This window comes from Pseudomonas sp. QC2 (genome assembly GCF_002859085.1).
In the GTDB taxonomy this organism is placed as follows: Bacteria; Pseudomonadota; Gammaproteobacteria; order Pseudomonadales; family Pseudomonadaceae; genus Aquipseudomonas; species Aquipseudomonas petroselini.
In genome coordinates, this window is sequence record NZ_PKKS01000014.1 from 158722 (window position 1) to 174258 (window position 15537).

10 protein-coding genes and 3 pseudogenes are annotated in these 15537 nt (G+C 61.8%); 7 read left to right on the forward strand and 6 right to left on the reverse strand.

The genetic code is table 11. The features are described 5' to 3' along the window. Window positions 1-96: 96 nt before the first annotated feature. The 6 genes and pseudogenes from gabP to QCBJ_RS30730 all read left to right on the forward strand — a co-directional run. Window positions 97-1506, forward strand: coding sequence for a GABA permease (gene gabP, locus QCBJ_RS13835; protein ID WP_012723493.1), 1410 nt, complete (start codon window positions 97-99; stop codon window positions 1504-1506). Beyond that, complete coding sequence (locus QCBJ_RS13840) at window positions 1503-2579, forward strand: GlxA family transcriptional regulator (protein WP_102061038.1); 1077 nt, start codon at window positions 1503-1505, stop codon at window positions 2577-2579. Before gabP ends, QCBJ_RS13840 begins: the two co-directional genes overlap by 4 nt. 457 nt (window positions 2580-3036) lie before the next feature. After that, on the forward strand, window positions 3037-4122 hold the full coding sequence (locus tag QCBJ_RS13845; protein WP_102061039.1) for an ABC transporter substrate-binding protein: 1086 nt from the start codon (window positions 3037-3039) through the stop codon (window positions 4120-4122). 1287 nt (window positions 4123-5409) lie between these two features. Next, window positions 5410-6459, forward strand: a pseudogene (locus QCBJ_RS30720) (sensor histidine kinase); the annotation flags it as partial. A 213-nt stretch (window positions 6460-6672) separates the two neighbouring features. Then, a pseudogene (locus QCBJ_RS30725) lies at window positions 6673-7008 on the forward strand (response regulator transcription factor); the annotation flags it as partial. Window positions 7009-7527: 519 nt separating this feature from the next. Then, window positions 7528-7878: pseudogene (locus QCBJ_RS30730) on the forward strand (ATP-binding protein); the annotation flags it as partial. 27 nt (window positions 7879-7905) lie between these two features. Here the strand turns inward: QCBJ_RS30730 and QCBJ_RS13855 are convergent. The 6 genes from QCBJ_RS13855 to QCBJ_RS13875 all read right to left on the reverse strand — a co-directional run bounded on the left by QCBJ_RS13855 (window position 7906) and on the right by QCBJ_RS13875 (window position 14221). After that, entirely contained in the window at window positions 7906-9489 is a 1584-nt protein-coding gene (locus QCBJ_RS13855; protein ID WP_102061041.1) for a rhamnogalacturonan lyase B N-terminal domain-containing protein, read from the reverse strand. Next, window positions 9489-10721, reverse strand: a complete 1233-nt coding sequence (locus QCBJ_RS13860) for a pectate lyase (protein ID WP_102061042.1) — start codon at window positions 10719-10721, stop codon at window positions 9489-9491. The genes QCBJ_RS13855 and QCBJ_RS13860 overlap by 1 nt, the downstream gene beginning before the upstream one ends. Before the next feature lie 146 nt (window positions 10722-10867). Beyond that, on the reverse strand, window positions 10868-11761 hold the full coding sequence (locus tag QCBJ_RS13865; protein WP_102061043.1) for a LysR family transcriptional regulator: 894 nt from the start codon (window positions 11759-11761) through the stop codon (window positions 10868-10870). 214 nt (window positions 11762-11975) lie between these two features. Beyond that, window positions 11976-12110: a hypothetical protein gene (locus tag QCBJ_RS30410; protein ID WP_256581508.1), complete on the reverse strand. Its 135-nt coding sequence runs from the start codon at window positions 12108-12110 to the stop codon at window positions 11976-11978. 12 nt (window positions 12111-12122) lie between these two features. Further along, entirely contained in the window at window positions 12123-13112 is a 990-nt protein-coding gene (locus QCBJ_RS13870; RefSeq protein ID WP_102061044.1) for an aldo/keto reductase, read from the reverse strand. Between the two features lie 206 nt (window positions 13113-13318). Further along, the gene (locus QCBJ_RS13875; RefSeq protein WP_102061064.1) at window positions 13319-14221 is read right to left on the reverse strand and encodes a LysR substrate-binding domain-containing protein; all 903 of its coding nucleotides are present in this window, start codon (window positions 14219-14221) and stop codon (window positions 13319-13321) included. A 112-nt stretch (window positions 14222-14333) separates the two neighbouring features. Between QCBJ_RS13875 and QCBJ_RS13880 the strand changes: the two genes are divergently transcribed. Next, window positions 14334-15524, forward strand: coding sequence for a CaiB/BaiF CoA-transferase family protein (locus tag QCBJ_RS13880; RefSeq protein ID WP_102061045.1), 1191 nt, complete (start codon window positions 14334-14336; stop codon window positions 15522-15524). Window positions 15525-15537: the final 13 nt, after the last annotated feature.

Genomic DNA, 15537 nt, shown 5'->3' on the forward strand with positions numbered 1-15537 from the left:
GAATGCCGCGTACTGTGACCCGTCATTAAAAAAAGATGATCACCTGACCCTTCAGTCAGTGCGTCCTGGCGTCGATCACAGAGAATAAAAACAACGATGAATAGCCTGAGTTCCAAGGATTCAAACGGCCAGCTGGCGCAGGGCTTCAAGCCGCGTCATGTCACCATGCTCTCCATCGCAGGCATTATCGGTGCGGGATTGTTTGTCGGCTCCGGGCATGCCATTGCGGCGGCGGGGCCGGCCGTGATGCTGGCGTATCTGTTTTCCGGGCTGTTGGTGGTGCTGGTCATGCGTATGTTGGGGGAGATGGCGGTGGCCAACCCGGACACCGGCTCTTTCTCAACCTACGCCGACCAAGCCATCGGGCGCTGGGCCGGGTTTACGATCGGCTGGCTGTACTGGTGGTTCTGGGTGCTGGTGATTCCCATCGAGGCGCTGGCTGCCGGGCATATCCTGAACCAGTGGTTCCCGCAGATCGACGCTTGGCTGTTTGCCTTGTTGTCGATCTTTTTGTTGGTGGTCACCAATTTGTTCAGCGTCTCCAAGTACGGCGAATTCGAGTTCTGGTTTGCCATGGCCAAGGTGGTGGCGATCATTGGTTTCATCGGTCTGGGGGGCGCGGTATTGATGGGCTGGATCCCGGAGCGGGAGGCCAGCGGCTTGAGTCGACTGATGGAAGAGCACGGCGGGTTCGCACCGAATGGCTTGTCTGCGGTGGTCGGGGCATTCATTACCATCATGTTCAGCTTTATCGGCACGGAAGCCGTCACCATTGCGGCCGCAGAGTCCAATAACCCGGCGCAGAATATCGCCCGGGCTACGCGTTCGGTGATGTGGCGCATCGGGGTGTTTTACGTGCTGTCGATCTTTGTGGTTATTTCCGTTGTGCCTTGGAATGACCCGCTGTTGGCGTCGGTCGGTTCTTATCAGCGCGCACTGGAGTTGATGAACATTCCCCATGCCAAGCTACTGGTGGACGTGGTGGTGTTGATCGCCGTGGCCAGTTGCATGAACTCGTCCATCTACATTGCGTCGCGCATGTTGTACTCCCTGGGCAAGCGGGGGGATGCGCCCACGCTGATGAAAAAGACATCGGCAGCGAGCGTGCCGAGGGCCGCAGTCATCGCCAGTACGGTACTGGGGGCTGGCGTGACCTTGCTCAGTTACTTCATGCCCGCGGGGCTGTTCCAGTTTCTACTGGCCAGCTCGGGTGCCATCGCCTTGCTGGTGTACTTGGTGATCGCGGTTTCACAACTGCGCATGCGCAAGGTCCTGCAACGCCGCAACGTCACGCTGACGTTCAAAATGTGGCTGTTTCCCTGGTTGACCTGGTTGGTCATCGCCTTCATTTGCACCGCATTGGCGGTGATGCTGTTGACGCCTGAGCATCGCTTTGAGGTGTCTTCGACTATCGGGTTGGCCTTGTTGATTTCCCTGGTCGGCGTCATCACGGCGCGGCAACCCGACAGCGCGCAGAAGCCGATGCCCGTCGCTTCGCGCCCATGAACGCCCGGCCTGTTACCCGTCTGGTTTTCTTGCTGCTGGACCAGTTCACCTTGATCTCCTTGGCGTCTGCGGTCGAGCCGCTACGCATGGCCAACCAGCTGTCGGGTCAGGAGCTTTATCGTTGGCACACCGCAAGTGTCGACGGTAATCCCGTATGGGCCAGCGATGGCATGCCCATCACACCTGACTGTTCGGCAGGCACTGCGCCGGCTGCCGATATCGTGTTGGTGTGCGGCGGTACGAGCATTCAGAACACGGTGACCGGCGAGCTCGTGAAGTGGCTGCGCACCCAGGCGCGTTATTCGACGCGCCTGGGCGGTATTTGTACCGGCAGTTGGGTGTTGGCTCGCGCGGGGTTGCTCGACGGATTTGAATGCAGTGTGCATTGGGAATGGTTGGCGGCCATGCAGGAAGCCTTCCCACGGGTGACCCTCAGTGCCAGCGTGTTCACGCTCGACAGGGATCGCCTCACCAGTTCGGGGGGCACCGCGCCGATGGATATGATGCTGCATCTGATTGGTCATGATCATGGTCACGAGCTGTCGGCGGCGATTTCGGACATGTTTGTGTACGAGCGCATGCGCAATGAGCAAGACCACCAGCGCGTGCCGCTCAAGCATATGCTGGGCACCCAGCAACCGAAGTTGCAGGAAGTCGTCACGCTGATGGAGGCCAACCTGGAAGAGCCGATCAACCTGGATCAACTGGCGGAGTATGTGGCCTTGTCGCGCCGGCAGCTTGAGCGAATGTTCCAGAAGTATCTGCACTGTTCACCCTCGCGGTACTACCTTCGGTTGCGGCTGATTCGCGCGCGCCAGTTGCTCAAGCAAACTCCCATCTCGATCGTGGAGCTGGCCTTGCTCTGTGGGTTTGTGTCCACGCCGCACTTCTCCAAATGCTATCGGGAGTACTTTGGCGTGCCGCCCAGTGATGAGAGGCTGGTGACGTCCAGTGAGCGAGCCAGCGTGCTGAAACCGATTCTTCAGGTCGTTCCGGTGTCCATCCCGATGAACACCTTGGAGCAGGCACGGGGGGAGTTGACGTTTGCCAGCGTTAAAAACCTGAAATCGTAGGCTCACGTGACGACACTCGTTTGAGTGGCCTTGCTAAACCCGAGGGCTATTTTTTCGCCCAAAGAAACCTCTTCTTTGGCTTTCACCGCGCGCCCCCACCCAAGTGTCGTCGTCGGTGTTACCTTGTGGGACGCTCAGTGGGCCGAAACCCGCCATGGCCGCGCGCGAATAGGGCACTTTGATACTATGCTCATGCCAGTGCAGGCATTATCGCAGTGGCTTTCGTCGGCACTGCTGTGATCTGGGCTTGCTGCGACCCATTCTGCCTCATCAGTTTCGCCCGCGATGTTCGCATTGGTTTGAGCGTCGATGGCGTGCAAACCCAGGAGCAACCAGAGAGGCAAGCGCCTTCCCGACTATGAGCGACTGCTCCAACCAGACCAAGCAGTCGATCCAGGCTGTCGCCGGGTGCTGGTGGATTACTTTTTGGTAAATCCCATGCACGATGGAGAACAGCATGAACGCTAAATCAATTCACAGAATCTTATGGCGCTTCGCCGGCTGCGTGACCGGGCTGGTGATGGTGGTTGCCAATCCAGCCCACGCCGCCGGCGACTCAACCGCCAGTCATAGCATTGCCTTCAGCAACTCCTATGCGGGCAGCGATTTTCGCAAGGTGATGGTGCGCAACTGGCAGGAGATTGCGCTCCAAGCGCAAAAGGATGGCGTGATCCGAGAGGCCCCAGTGGTCAGCGCCAATAACTCGGCGTCGGAACAAGCAGCCCAGATCCAGGACATGATCGTCAAGGGCGTCAACGCGATCGTCATCCTGGCCGCGTCCGACACAGCCCTCAACGGAGTGATCCGCGATGCCTGCAATGCCGGCATCGTGGTGGTCGTCATGGCCAGCCTGGTCACCGAACCTTGCGTCTATACCGTGGACTACAATTGGTCCGCCATGGGCCGCGTGGAAATGGACTATATCGCCGAGCGCCTCAAGGGCAGCGGAACGCTGTTAGAGATCCGCGGTATTGCCGGCGATGCCACCGATAAAAATATCAGCGACGGCATTCGCAAGGCCGCCAGCGATTACCCTGGCCTGAAGTTCGCCAAGACCGTGTACGGGAACTGGACGGCGTCCGTCGCACGCAAGGAGGTGGCGCTGGCGCTGGCGTCGCTGCCCCGCATTGATGCCGTCGCTACTCAAGGGGGCGACGGTTATGGCGCCGCCATGGCGTTCAAGGCGGCGGGACGCCCGTTGCCGATCATTGTGATGGGGAACCGTCAAGACGAACTCGCCCTGTGGCAACAGGAACGCGATGCCAACGGCTACGAGACCGTCTCGGTCTCCGCCTCCCCGAGCGTCTCCCAAGTGGGTTTCTGGGTGGCCCAGCAGATTCTGGCGGGCAAGCAGGTGCCGAAGTTCGTCGAGGTACCGCTGGTGCGCATCAATGCGAAAGACCTGGACGCCTGGCTCGCCACTATGCCCGTGGGCGGCGCTGCCAATCCGCTCTACAGCCAGGCGTCCGTTGTGGGGATGATCGACGCGGCCATCAACAATACGGTGGCGCCCGCGCCTTTGCCAGAGGTGATCAAGCCGTAGCGGCGGGCGGGGATGCGAGGTGCCATGTTGACATTCAAACCCTTCAGGGACAGGCCCATTGCCGTCAAAATTGGCCTGGCGGTCGCTGCACTGGTGTTCCTGATGCTGGCGGTATCGCTGGTGAACCTCTACGGCCTGCGAGGCATGGTACGTGCAGTGGATTCTGCCAGCCATTCTGCGGAAATCCTGGCGTCGGTCAACGCGGCTACTGGTCGAGTGGAAAATTTTATCGCCACCCGCGACCAGGAAAGCCTGATCCAGGCCGAAGGCATGGTGGCCACGGCTATCGTCGGCCTCACTGCCATTCCGGTGGCAGAGGCGCAATCGCTCAAGGGCAGTCTGCAGAGGCTTGCCGCGGCGATCGCTACCTTGCGGGCGGCGACCCTGACCATGGATGGCGAAACGGAGAACATGACCGCCCACTACGGCCGGATGCGAGAGGCGACGATCCTTGTCGAACAGGGCATCGCCGACGGGCTGAAGGAGATTGCTGCCCGTGCCGCCGACCATCAGGTGCGGGTGAGCAACCTCGAAAGCGCCCACCGCATCCTGGATATCCTGCGAAACAGCGAACGGATCATCACCGCCAATCTGGCCAAGATGCTGGTGACCGGTGATCGTGCGGCCGGCATCGCGGCGCGGAACTCCTGCGCGGCACTGCCGCCCGTGGTCGAGCAATTGCGCGAGGTGATGGCGGCGCCGCAGGAGGTTGAGGCCCTGGATCAGTTGGCGACGGCGGTTGCTGCTGCCTGCCTGGCGGTCGAGCACCTTGGCGAGGCGCCCAAGCTCCGGGGAGGCGAGGCGTTGCGGCATCTCGCCGTCCTTGGGGATGTGGCCGAGCGCCTTGAAGCGATGTTGGGTGAACTGGACGAGCACGTTACCCATGACGCCAATGACATTCAGGCCGCCACGGGTTTGCTGCAAAATGCAGCCGCGCTGTCCAAGCGTTTCGCCGAGCGTGTTGCCACCCTTGAGGCGCAGACCTTGTCGTTTCGCTTGTCACCGTCGCCCGAGGTCGCCAGCGCGGTCGGCGCCATCCTGGACGAACTCTCCCGTCTCTCGCGCGTTCTCCCTTCGTCCGTAGGGTTGCAAACCAAGGCTACGGCCCTGACGGTCTACGATCAGATCGCCGGTTACCGGACGGCATTCGCCAGGTTCCATCAGGCGAGCAACTCCTTGAGCGGCGCGCGCGACCAGGTTCGCAATGAGGCACGGAGCGCCGGGCTGTTGGTTGCGCGCTTCGCGGGTGAAGCGCGCTCCGAGGCCTTGGTTCACAATGATCGCGGAATGCTTGCGACGGTGGTCGCGGGTACTGTTGCCATCCTGCTCGCAAGCGCCATCGCCTGGAGCACGTCGCGGTTTGTCGCGCAGCCCATCGTGGCGTTGGCCTCGGCCATGCGCCGGCTTGCGGCCGGCGACCTGAACGCCGCGATTGCCAGCGCAGGACGCGGCGACGAGATAGGGATCATGACCCGCGCCGTACGGGTGTTCCAGGAGAATGCCCTGCGTATTCGGGTACTGGAGGCCGAGGCCGAAGCCGAACGACAGCAAGTCCAGGCCTCTTTGGAAAGAATGGTCGCCGAACGCACCGACACGCTGCACCAACAGACCGAGGTGCTGGAGGCGCAGGCCGTCGAGCTGATTCAGGCGCGCAACCAGGCCGAGACGGCTAACCAGGCAAAGAGCGATTTTGTAGCCACGGTCAGCCACGAACTGCGCACCCCCCTGACCCTCATTCTTGCTCCACTGGAGCAGCTCTCGGCGGCGACCCTCCCGCCGGCGGACTGGCGTGTGCAAATCGACCGCGCCCAACGCAACGCGCTGCGCTTGATGAACCGGGTGAACGACATCCTCGATTTCTCCAAGGCCGAAGCGGGCAAGTTTGAGTTGTGTCCGGCGCCCATTGACCTGAACAAGATGGTGGGGGTGCTGGCGGAGGATGCCGCCATGGTGGCCGAGGGCAAAGGCTGCACCTTGACCTGCAGCATCGATCCCGCCCTCGGTACGGTGTTCCTGGACCCCCGACACTTCGAGAAGATTCTCCTCAACCTGGTAAGCAATGCCATCAAGTTCACGCCCGCTGGCGGCACCGTGCACCTGGCAGTCACTGCGCTTGATGGCGAGCGATTTGAACTCGCGGTGCAAGACTCGGGCATTGGCATTGCGCCAGACAAACTGCCGCTGCTGTTCCAGCGTTTTTCCCAGATCGACAATTCCGCCACGCGCCACTACAGCGGCACGGGCATCGGTCTTGCCCTGGTCAAGTATCTGGTCGAACTGATGGGGGGCGAAGTCGGCGTCAACAGTGAGCCCGGACAAGGCTCGTGCTTCTTCGTTCGACTTCCGCTGGGGGATGAGCAAGACACCTTGCCGACCGAAGCCAGCGATATGCACGAGCGATCACTGGCGAGCACAACGAGCACCACCGAGCAGCGCCACCTGCGTTTTGACCACGGTCGCCAAGGCAGCGGCAACGACCGCGTTTCGATGCAAGGCGAAGATGACGAGCAGCACTTGGAACACGCCTCGCAGTCCAGGGTGCTCGTGGTCGACGACAGTCCGGAAATGCTGAGCTACCTCAGCGAGCTTTTGCACGACGATTACATCGTCGCCACCGCAGCTGATGGCGAGCAGGCCTGGGCACTCCTGCAGCGTCGGCCCATCGATGTCGTCCTTTCGGATGTAATGATGCCGGAGCTCGACGGCTTTGGCCTGACAGCCAGAATCAAAGCCAGCGCTGGCTTCGCCCATTTACCCGTGATCTTGTTAACCGCCCGCGGCGGCAGCGAGGCCTGCGTCTCCGGGCTGGAGAGTGGCGCCGACGACTATATCGCCAAACCGTTCTCGCCGCTGGAGCTCAAGGCGCGTGTACGTGCGGCGCTACGCATGAGCCAAGTGCAAACCGAACTGCAGGCAAAATCCCGTCAGGCGGGCATGGCCGAAATTGCCACGACGGTGCTGCACAACGTCGGCAACGTCCTCAACAGCGTGAACGTATCGGCGGAACTGGTCAGCAGCCAGATGCGCACCTCCAAAGCCCAAGGGCTGGGCAAGGTGGCTCAGATGATGAACGAACATGTCGATGACCTGAGCGATTTTCTCTCCAGCGATCCCAAAGGAAAGATGCTGCCCGGCTACCTGCTCAAGCTGGCGGAAGTGGTGACGGCGGAGCAACAGGGCATCATCGAAGAACTCGAGCAACTCACCAAGGGCATTGACCACATCAAAGCCATTGTCGCCGCCCAGCAGTCCTATGCCGTTGCCGTCAGTGTCGTCGAAACCGTCTCGGTGCCAGCGTTAATCGAGGATGCCTTGCGCCTGAGCGCTGGATCACTGGCGCGCCAGGAGGTGGCGGTGGTCAAGGAGATTGCCGACTTGCCCCTGCTGTCTCTGGACCGGCACCGGGTGCTGCTGATTCTGGTGAACCTGATCGGCAACGCCAGGCAGGCGATGGACGGCGTGGTCGATCGCAACCCGTGCATCACCCTCGATGCGTCCCTCGTTGACGGGTCAGTGTTGCGAATGTCGGTGGCCGACAACGGCAACGGGATTGCGCCTGAGCACCTGGCGCGTATCTTTTCGCATGGCTTCACTACGCGCAAAGACGGTCACGGTTTTGGCCTGCACAGCTGCGCGCTCGCCGCGCAGGAAATGGGTGGCCGCTTGACCATGCACAGCGACGGGGCTGGACAGGGCGCAACTTTCACCCTCGATATCCCGCTTGATACGCCGCAGAACACGCCTTTGCTGATGTGAAATGGACTGACCGAGTGCCAGTGATCATTACTGTACCCACTGCACGCTATCGAACACAAAACCCGGGCTCAGAAAGCCTTTACCGGTGTTGCCCGATGCAACACCGATCTCCAGTGTGTTCGCGCCAACCTGCAACGCGCTGGCGGGGATGCTGACCTCAAACACCACGTTATTACCCCGATAAGTCCCACGGGTGATGCCCCGGCTGTCCGGCTGTTTCGACGCCGGTGGCGCGGGCGCCTGCCAGCGCTGATTGACGCTCACCTGTGGGCGCCCACCGGCTTGAGCCAGGGAAATGAACAGGCGCAGGCGAGCGTCGCGCACTTGGTGGGCGGCCAGCATGAAGGTGATGCGCGTGGGGGTGTTGATGTCACGCCATTGTGCAGCGGGAAACTCGTTGGGGCGGCTGGTGCCGAGGGTGTAGGTGACCGGCTTCCACGGTGCCATGCGTGAGTCGCTGGGATGAGCGGAGGCGAGCAGGTGCGCGTTAAGAAACCCTGCCGGAGTGCCATCAGGTGTGCCGATTTGCCATTTCACTTGGCCTGTCGACGGTTGCGCCTGCAGGCGCGTCTGCGTGGTGGCACCCGCGTTGATATCAACGCTGCGCTGCGCCACCTCCAACTCATTCTGATAGAGCGTTACCCGGTACTGCCCTGGACGTATCCCCGTCAACTGGAACCGGCCGCTGTCGTCGGCACGGGCCCAATATTCGGCGCCGGCATTGCTCAAGCCGATTACCGCCGGCAATGCACTGGCCACGCCCGAAACCTGACCGGCCAGCGCACCTCGTCCTGTGCTGCCCAGGAAGCCGGCAAGGCCGAGGTTATCGTTGACGAAGCTCAGGTCTTTCAAGGTGTCGGAGGGCGCGCCACCGTCGGTAAACAACAGCCCGTACACCCCGTGCAAGCCGCCGCGATAGGCTTCGGTCTGGGTGTGATTGGAGAACATGTAGTTGTACAGCTCATGGGTGATCGGCGTTTTCTGGGTGGCGATATCTTTGAAAAACGGCCCTCCAGCACTGAGTTCACGGTTGCCCATCAACATGTAGACCGCCACGCCCGGGCCTTTGACCGCGTGCAGGGGGTCGTCGATCATCGCGTGTGCCGAATAGAACTTGGAGCTGGTGCGCCCGTCGGGCAGCAGAAACACATCCTTGCCTTCGATCGCCGTGCCGACGTTGGAGTCGGTGCCGCGATCGGCCTTGGGCAGCTTGCTGACGTTGAGCCGCGCAACAAAGCGCAGCTCGCCCACCGGTAGCAGCGTTGGGGCATAGGTCGCCATGTAAATAGCTGCGCGTCCTTTTTTCGCCAGGTAGTAGTGGATCACATTGCCCGCGCGAGCACTGATGACAATCACATCCGCCACCGTGCGCGCGTCCACTTGCGCGCTGCCCAGGCCGGATGCAAGCTGCGAGGCTTTGGGCTCGGTGGTCTGCAATTCACTGTCGCGGTACCGCATGGAGACCAGGTCGCCATTGCGTGTGTCCACGCTGAACAGCAGGTCTGCGCCGGTGTCGACGACGATTCGGGCGTCGGTGCGCGTGAAGCCGAAGCTGGCGGCGTGTGCCTGGGCCGCAAGCGTACAACACACCATCAGCAGGAATCGTCGCATCAGTGGCTGCCTGGATTGAGGTGGCCCGCACCCGCGTCGCGTGGGACTTCAATCCGCACACTATCGGCGGGCTGCGGGGCAACCAGGTATTGACGGTATGCCCTGAACGCCTCCAGTGCCGCGGCATCCTGGGGACGATAGTCATCGCCACTCAGGTGCTGCAGGTTAGCCACACAGGGCCTGCCTAGCGCGGCCTGGCAGGTGTCGGTGGCCGACTGCGCGACGGGATCGAAGAGCGCGTACGCCGTGCCCGGTTGCCGGGTATCGTTGAACAACGGGTGTGACACGTCTTCGAACGCATTGCCTTCCACCAGCAAATGGGAGCTGGCGGTACGGGACATGATCGCGCCTTGGTACGTCAGGTGCGCAAACAGGTTATTGACCAGTTGCGCGCGCACCTCGGCATCGCCCATGCCGCCCGAATGGGGCGCCCGGCCCGACGTGTCGTGCACATAGTTTCTGAGCAGCGTCAGCGTGTCGTGATGGCCCAGAAACAGCCACACCCAATAATGGTGACCATCACAGGTCGCGGAGTAGGGCGTGCGGCCGTCGAATTCGTTGTTGGAAATCGTCACATGGGTCGCGCTGCCCCAACCGGTCACGATCATCTGCCGCCCAATACGCGCAAAGGTGTCGTGGTCGATCCACACGCCATCGGCATCGTCCAGGGTGAGAGCATCGCCGCCCCAGACTACGCGTGGGTTGATGTCCGACAGGGTCAAGTTACGCACGATGACATTGTGCGCGCCGCTCCCGATGAACAACCCCATGCCCTGGATACCGGCATGGGCCCCAACGCCCAATATGGTCTTGTTCGAGCCGACCTTCAGGCGCTGCAAGCCTGCTTTGTCATAGGTCACCGTGGCGGGTGGTTTCGACTGGCAGAAATGGTTGGCACCGTCGATTGCCCATTGCCCTCCGCCATGGGGACAGGCGTTGGCCATGCACCCGGCCTCTGTGACGTGGGCACTGCCATCGGTCACCACCGAATTGCGAAAATCGAAGACATGGTCCAAGGCAATAACGCGCGGAGTGTCATCGGTGCAATTGCCGCGCGTGTCGAAGCGTGCACACAGTGCTTTTTTCAGTTCGGCCGCCGTGGCGGGATGCACGGCCGCAACTTCGCCACCACCGGTTACGGCCTTGGCAAAACCGTCGGGATGACTTGCCGCCAGGGCCAACTGTGGTGTTAGCAAAGAGGCCGACAGCACGGAGGCTGACAGGTACCGCACAAAGGGATTCCGGAGGGGCAACGGCGTTGTCCTGAGTGGTTCATTCCAGGCGGCCAGGCCTTGTTAAACAGGCCGGCCATGATCCGAACATCCATGGGTATTAATCAAACGGTTTAATCGCGATAGCGATTGTCTTCAGCTGAGGTTCAGCGTGTGTAACGCAACGCCTCAACGATCACGCCGAACGCAGACGAATGCTCACGGCGGTTGGGGTAGTAAAGGTGATAACCCGGAAACGGCTGGCACCAATCCTCCAGTACCCGCACCAGGCTGCCGTCTGCCATTTCCGTTTGCGCCATGTCTTCCGGCAGGAACGCCAGGCCGCAGCCGGCGATGGCTGCACGCAGGATCGGCAAGCTACTGTTGAACGTCCATTGGCCCTCAACGCGCGCCTTCAGCTCGTGACCGTCCTTTTCGAAGTCCCATTGCAGGAGGCTGCCGTGAGTCGGCAGGCGCAGGTTGATGCAGTTGTGTTCGGCAAGATCGCCAGGGGTTTTCGGGGCTGATCGATGCGTGAAGTAGTCGGGCGCGGCCACGACCGCCATGCGTAACGGAGGCCCGATCGCAACGGCGATCATGTCCTTGGCGACTTGATCACCCAGGCGAACGCCGGCGTCATGGCGCTGGGCGACGATGTCGGAGAGCGCGTAATCGACGGTGATTTCCACGTTGATATCGGGATAGTCCGGCAGCACCTTCAACAGCTTGGGCCACAGAATGTTGTTCGCCGCGTGTTCCGAGGCGGAGATCCGCACATTGCCGGCCGGCGTGTCGCGAAACTCGCTGACCGCCGCCAGTTCAAGCTCCATTTCCTCGAAGCGCGGCGCCATCGACAGGTACAGGCGCTGACCGGCCTCGGTCGGTGAAACACTGCGCGTAGTGCGCGTCAGCAAACGCACCCCAAGTCGGGCCTCCAGCGCGCGCATCGTATGGCTCAGCGCCGATTGCGACACGCCCAACTGCGCCGCGGCGCGGGTGAAACTGCCCTCGCGGGCAATGACGACGAAGGACTGGAGGTCATTGAAGTTGGCACGGGACATTGATGAGCGGTTCTCATGAAGGGCAGGGCATTGCCCAATCTAAGCATGTCTCGCCGAGGTCTGCGTATTTTTGTGGTGAGCGCGCTGCTTATAGGGTTTTGGCGCACAAAACGTGTAAGAGGTGGCTTTTTGTCGTCCGCTGCGAGGGCTTCGCCGTCGGACATGCCGACCATTGCCGCCATGAACCTGGCATTCAAAAATGCTCGACTCATCGTCAGCCACCCGACGCCGCTCTGTTGTCCGCATATTGCGCGTCGGACACCTGCTCGGCCCACGTCACCGTGTTGCCGTCCTCGGCTTCGCCGGACAGCAGTGACAAGGCGATTAAGGGGGCTATCAGTGTTTTCATCGGTGGTACCCCTCAGCGTCCGACGCGCGACTTGAGCGATTCGGGATAGCGCTCGCCCTCGATGTGAATCTGCGAGAGCGCTGACTCGATGGCCGTCAGCTCCGCCTGGGTAAGCGAAAGCGATGCGCCACCGAGGTTTTCTTCCAGGCGATGCAGCTTGGTCGTGCCTGGAATCGGCACGATGCACGGTGCCTGTGCGAGCAACCAGGCCAGGGCGATTTGGGCGGGCGTCGCGTCCTTCTGCGCCGCGATCTCGCGGATCAGCACCACCAGGCCCTGGTTCGCTTGAAGGGCTTGCTGGCTGAAGCGCGGCACGATGCTGCGAAAGTCATCGCTGCCGAACGACGCGTCTGCGGTGACCGACCCGGTGAGAAAACCCTTGCCCAGCGGGCTGAAAGGCACGAGGCCGATACCCAGCTCGGCGAGGGTCGGAATAATCTCCAGTTCCGGTTCACGCCACCACAAGGAGTATTCGCTTTGCAGGGCCGTTACCGGCTGCACGGCATGAGCACGGCGGATGGTGTGCGCGCCGGCTTCAGACAGGCCGAAGTGCTTCACCTTGCCTTCTTCAATCAGCGCTTTGACGGTGCCGGCGACGTCCTCGATCGGCACGTCCGGGTCGACGCGGTGCTGGTAGAGCAGGTCGATGTAATCGGTGCGCAAGCGTCGCAACGACCCTTCGACAGCGAGGCGGATCTGCTCCGGACGACTGTTGAGGATCTGCTGTTTGTTGTCGTCGCCAAAGGTAAAACCGAATTTGGTCGCGATCACCACGTGGTCGCGCACCGGCGCCAGTGCTTCGCCGACGACTTGCTCATTCAGATAGGGGCCATAGACTTCGGCAGTGTCGAAAAACGTCACGCCGAGATCCACCGCGCGGCGGATCAACGAGATCGCGTCACCGGTTGCCGTGGCAGGGCCGTAGCCGTGACTGAGGCCCATGCAGCCCAGGCCTAGCGCCGAGACTTCAAGGGAGCTGTTGCCGAGTGTGCGCTTTTGCATGGAGATGTCCTCGCCTGTCGGGCAACCTGAAGCTGCCCGTTGAAAGTTAGGAGCAGACTGCACTGTGCCGGTTGCGGCGAGTGCGAATGCGTTATGGGCACCTTAGGCGAGGCGGGGAGGAGGGACTAGACGGTTAAATCGGCATGAACCTATGAGGAAAATTCATGAGTAGGCGCCGCGATTACCGGCGAACCGCCAACCTGGCGCTAGTGTTCAAGGTGGCTTAAATAGCTGAACAGGTTGGCCGCCTCCGGCGACAGGCGCGTCGCATCCGCCACGCCGACGTACAACGTGCGTGACGCCCATTCTCCTTCAAGCGGTATCGCCCGCAGCGTGGACGCCAGTAGCTCGGGGTGCACCGAGCCCAGCGGTAATATGCCGATCCCCAGTCCCGCCTCGATCATCCGGCAGATGCCATCAAAACTGCTGACCTGGATACGCACCTTGAGGCGTTTGCCGGTGCCGGCGGCGGCATCGTTGATGCGGCGCAGCAGCGAGCTGCCTTGGTTCAAGGCGACGTAGTCAAAGTCGAGGGTGTCGGCCAGGGTCACGCTTGAGCACTGTGCCAATGCGTGCGTCTGTGGCACCAGCACCACCAGCCGGTCGCGACGATAGGGCCGGGTTTGCAGGCCTGGGGCGGGCACGTTGTCGGCAAAGATACCGATCTCGGCTTCGCCGTTTTCCACCGCTTGAATCGTGCGGTCGCTGAGCGCCTCCTCCAATTCGATGCGCACATGGGGGTTGGCCGCCAGAAAGCTCGCCAGGTCGGCCGGCAGGAATTGGATCACCGCCGACGTATTGGCAAACAACCGCACGTGCCCGCGCACACCCTTGGCGTAGTCGCTGGCGTCATGGGCCATTTGCTGGGCCACGTCCAGCAGGGTGCGTGCATGTTCCGCCAAGCCTCGGCCGGCCGGTGTCAGTTGCAGCCCACGGGCGACGCGGGTGAACAGCGTGCAGTGGGTCACCCGTTCGAGCTCGGCAAGGCGCTTGCTCGCGGCGGAAACGCTCATATGCGCGGCGTTGGCGGCCTGGGTAAGGTTTTCCGTATTGGCGGCCAGCACCAGCAGGCGCAGCGACACCAAATCCAGCTGAAGTAAATTGATCATCTCCACCTCTGTGTTTCCAGTCAGGAAAGAGTAGTGGAAATCTTTGACATTCTCACGGTGCGTTTTTGCAGGGATTATCCGTTCATCGCCTCCAACAAGAACGGACAACGTCATGAGCCTACCCCTGGAAGGTATCAAGGTGGTCGAAATGGGCCAACTGATTGCCGGACCCTTTGCCGCCAAGATCCTCGCCGAATTCGGCGCCGAAGTGATCAAGATCGAACCGCCGGTCACCGGTGACCCCCTGCGCAAATGGCGTTTGCTGCATGACGGCACGTCGGTGTGGTGGGCGGCCCAGTCCCGCAACAAACAGTCCGTCACGCTCGACCTGCGCCAGGTCGAAGCCCGTGAGGTGGTCAAGCGGCTGGTCAAGGACGCCGACATCCTGATCGAGAATTTTCGCCCTGGAACCCTGGAAAAATGGGGGCTTGGCTGGGATGAGCTGTCAGCGATCAACCCTGGCCTGGTGATGCTGAGGGTCTCCGGCTACGGCCAGACCGGGCCTTATCGCGACCTGCCAGGCTTTGGTGTCATCGGTGAAGCCATGGGCGGCTTGCGTCATCTTTCCGGCGAGCCGGGGCGCACGCCGGTACGGGTTGGCGTATCGATTGGCGACTCGTTGTCCGCGCTGCACGGTGTGATCGGCGTGCTGCTTGCCCTGCGCCATCGCGAGCAGAATCGCGGCGCCGGCCAGCAGGTGGATGTAGCGTTGTACGAGTCGGTGTTCAACATGATGGAAAGCCTGATTCCCGAGTATTCGGTGTTCGGCACGGTGCGCGAACCGGCGGGCAGCAGCCTGCCGGGCATCGCACCGACCAATGCCTACCGTTGCAAGGATGGAAAGTACGCATTGATCGCGGGCAACGGCGACAGCATCTACCGGCGCCTGATGGAAAAGATCGAACGCCTCGACCTGGCCGACGACCCGGAACTGGCACAGAACGATGGTCGCGTGCGCCATGTGGCGCGCATTGATGCCGCGATCTCAACGTGGACCGCCGAGCGCAACCTTGATGAGGTGCTCGCCGCGCTGAAGGACGCCAACATCCCCTCCGGCAAGATCTACGACGCCGCCGACATTGCCGCCGACCCCCATTACCAAGCGCGCGGGATGCTGCTCGCCAGCCAGTTGGACGACGGCACCGCCGTCACCTTGCCCGGCATCGTCCCCAAGCTGACGGCCACGCCCGGCCGTGTGCATTCGCGTGCGCCGAGCCTGGGGCAGCACACCGACGCGGTGCTTGATGGCATCGGTATCGACGCGCCGACCCGCGCAGCCTGGCGCGCTCGTGGCCTGATCTGAAACAAGGAGCCTC

Bases quoted from the DNA above. Each gene is read 5' to 3' on its own strand.
- gabP (WP_012723493.1), top strand. From the start codon at position 97: ATGAATAGCCTGAGTTCCAAGGATTCAAACGGCCAGCTGGCGCAGGGC.
- QCBJ_RS13840 (WP_102061038.1), top strand. From the start codon at position 1,503: ATGAACGCCCGGCCTGTTACCCGTCTGGTTTTCTTGCTGCTGGACCAG.
- QCBJ_RS13845 (WP_102061039.1), top strand. From the start codon at position 3,037: ATGAACGCTAAATCAATTCACAGAATCTTATGGCGCTTCGCCGGCTGC.
- QCBJ_RS13855 (WP_102061041.1), bottom strand. From the start codon at position 9,489: ATGCGACGATTCCTGCTGATGGTGTGTTGTACGCTTGCGGCCCAGGCA.
- QCBJ_RS13865 (WP_102061043.1), bottom strand. From the start codon at position 11,761: ATGTCCCGTGCCAACTTCAATGACCTCCAGTCCTTCGTCGTCATTGCC.
- QCBJ_RS30410 (WP_256581508.1), bottom strand. From the start codon at position 12,110: ATGAAAACACTGATAGCCCCCTTAATCGCCTTGTCACTGCTGTCCGGC.
- QCBJ_RS13870 (WP_102061044.1), bottom strand. From the start codon at position 13,112: ATGCAAAAGCGCACACTCGGCAACAGCTCCCTTGAAGTCTCGGCGCTA.
- QCBJ_RS13875 (WP_102061064.1), bottom strand. From the start codon at position 14,221: ATGATCAATTTACTTCAGCTGGATTTGGTGTCGCTGCGCCTGCTGGTG.
- QCBJ_RS13880 (WP_102061045.1), top strand. From the start codon at position 14,334: ATGAGCCTACCCCTGGAAGGTATCAAGGTGGTCGAAATGGGCCAACTG.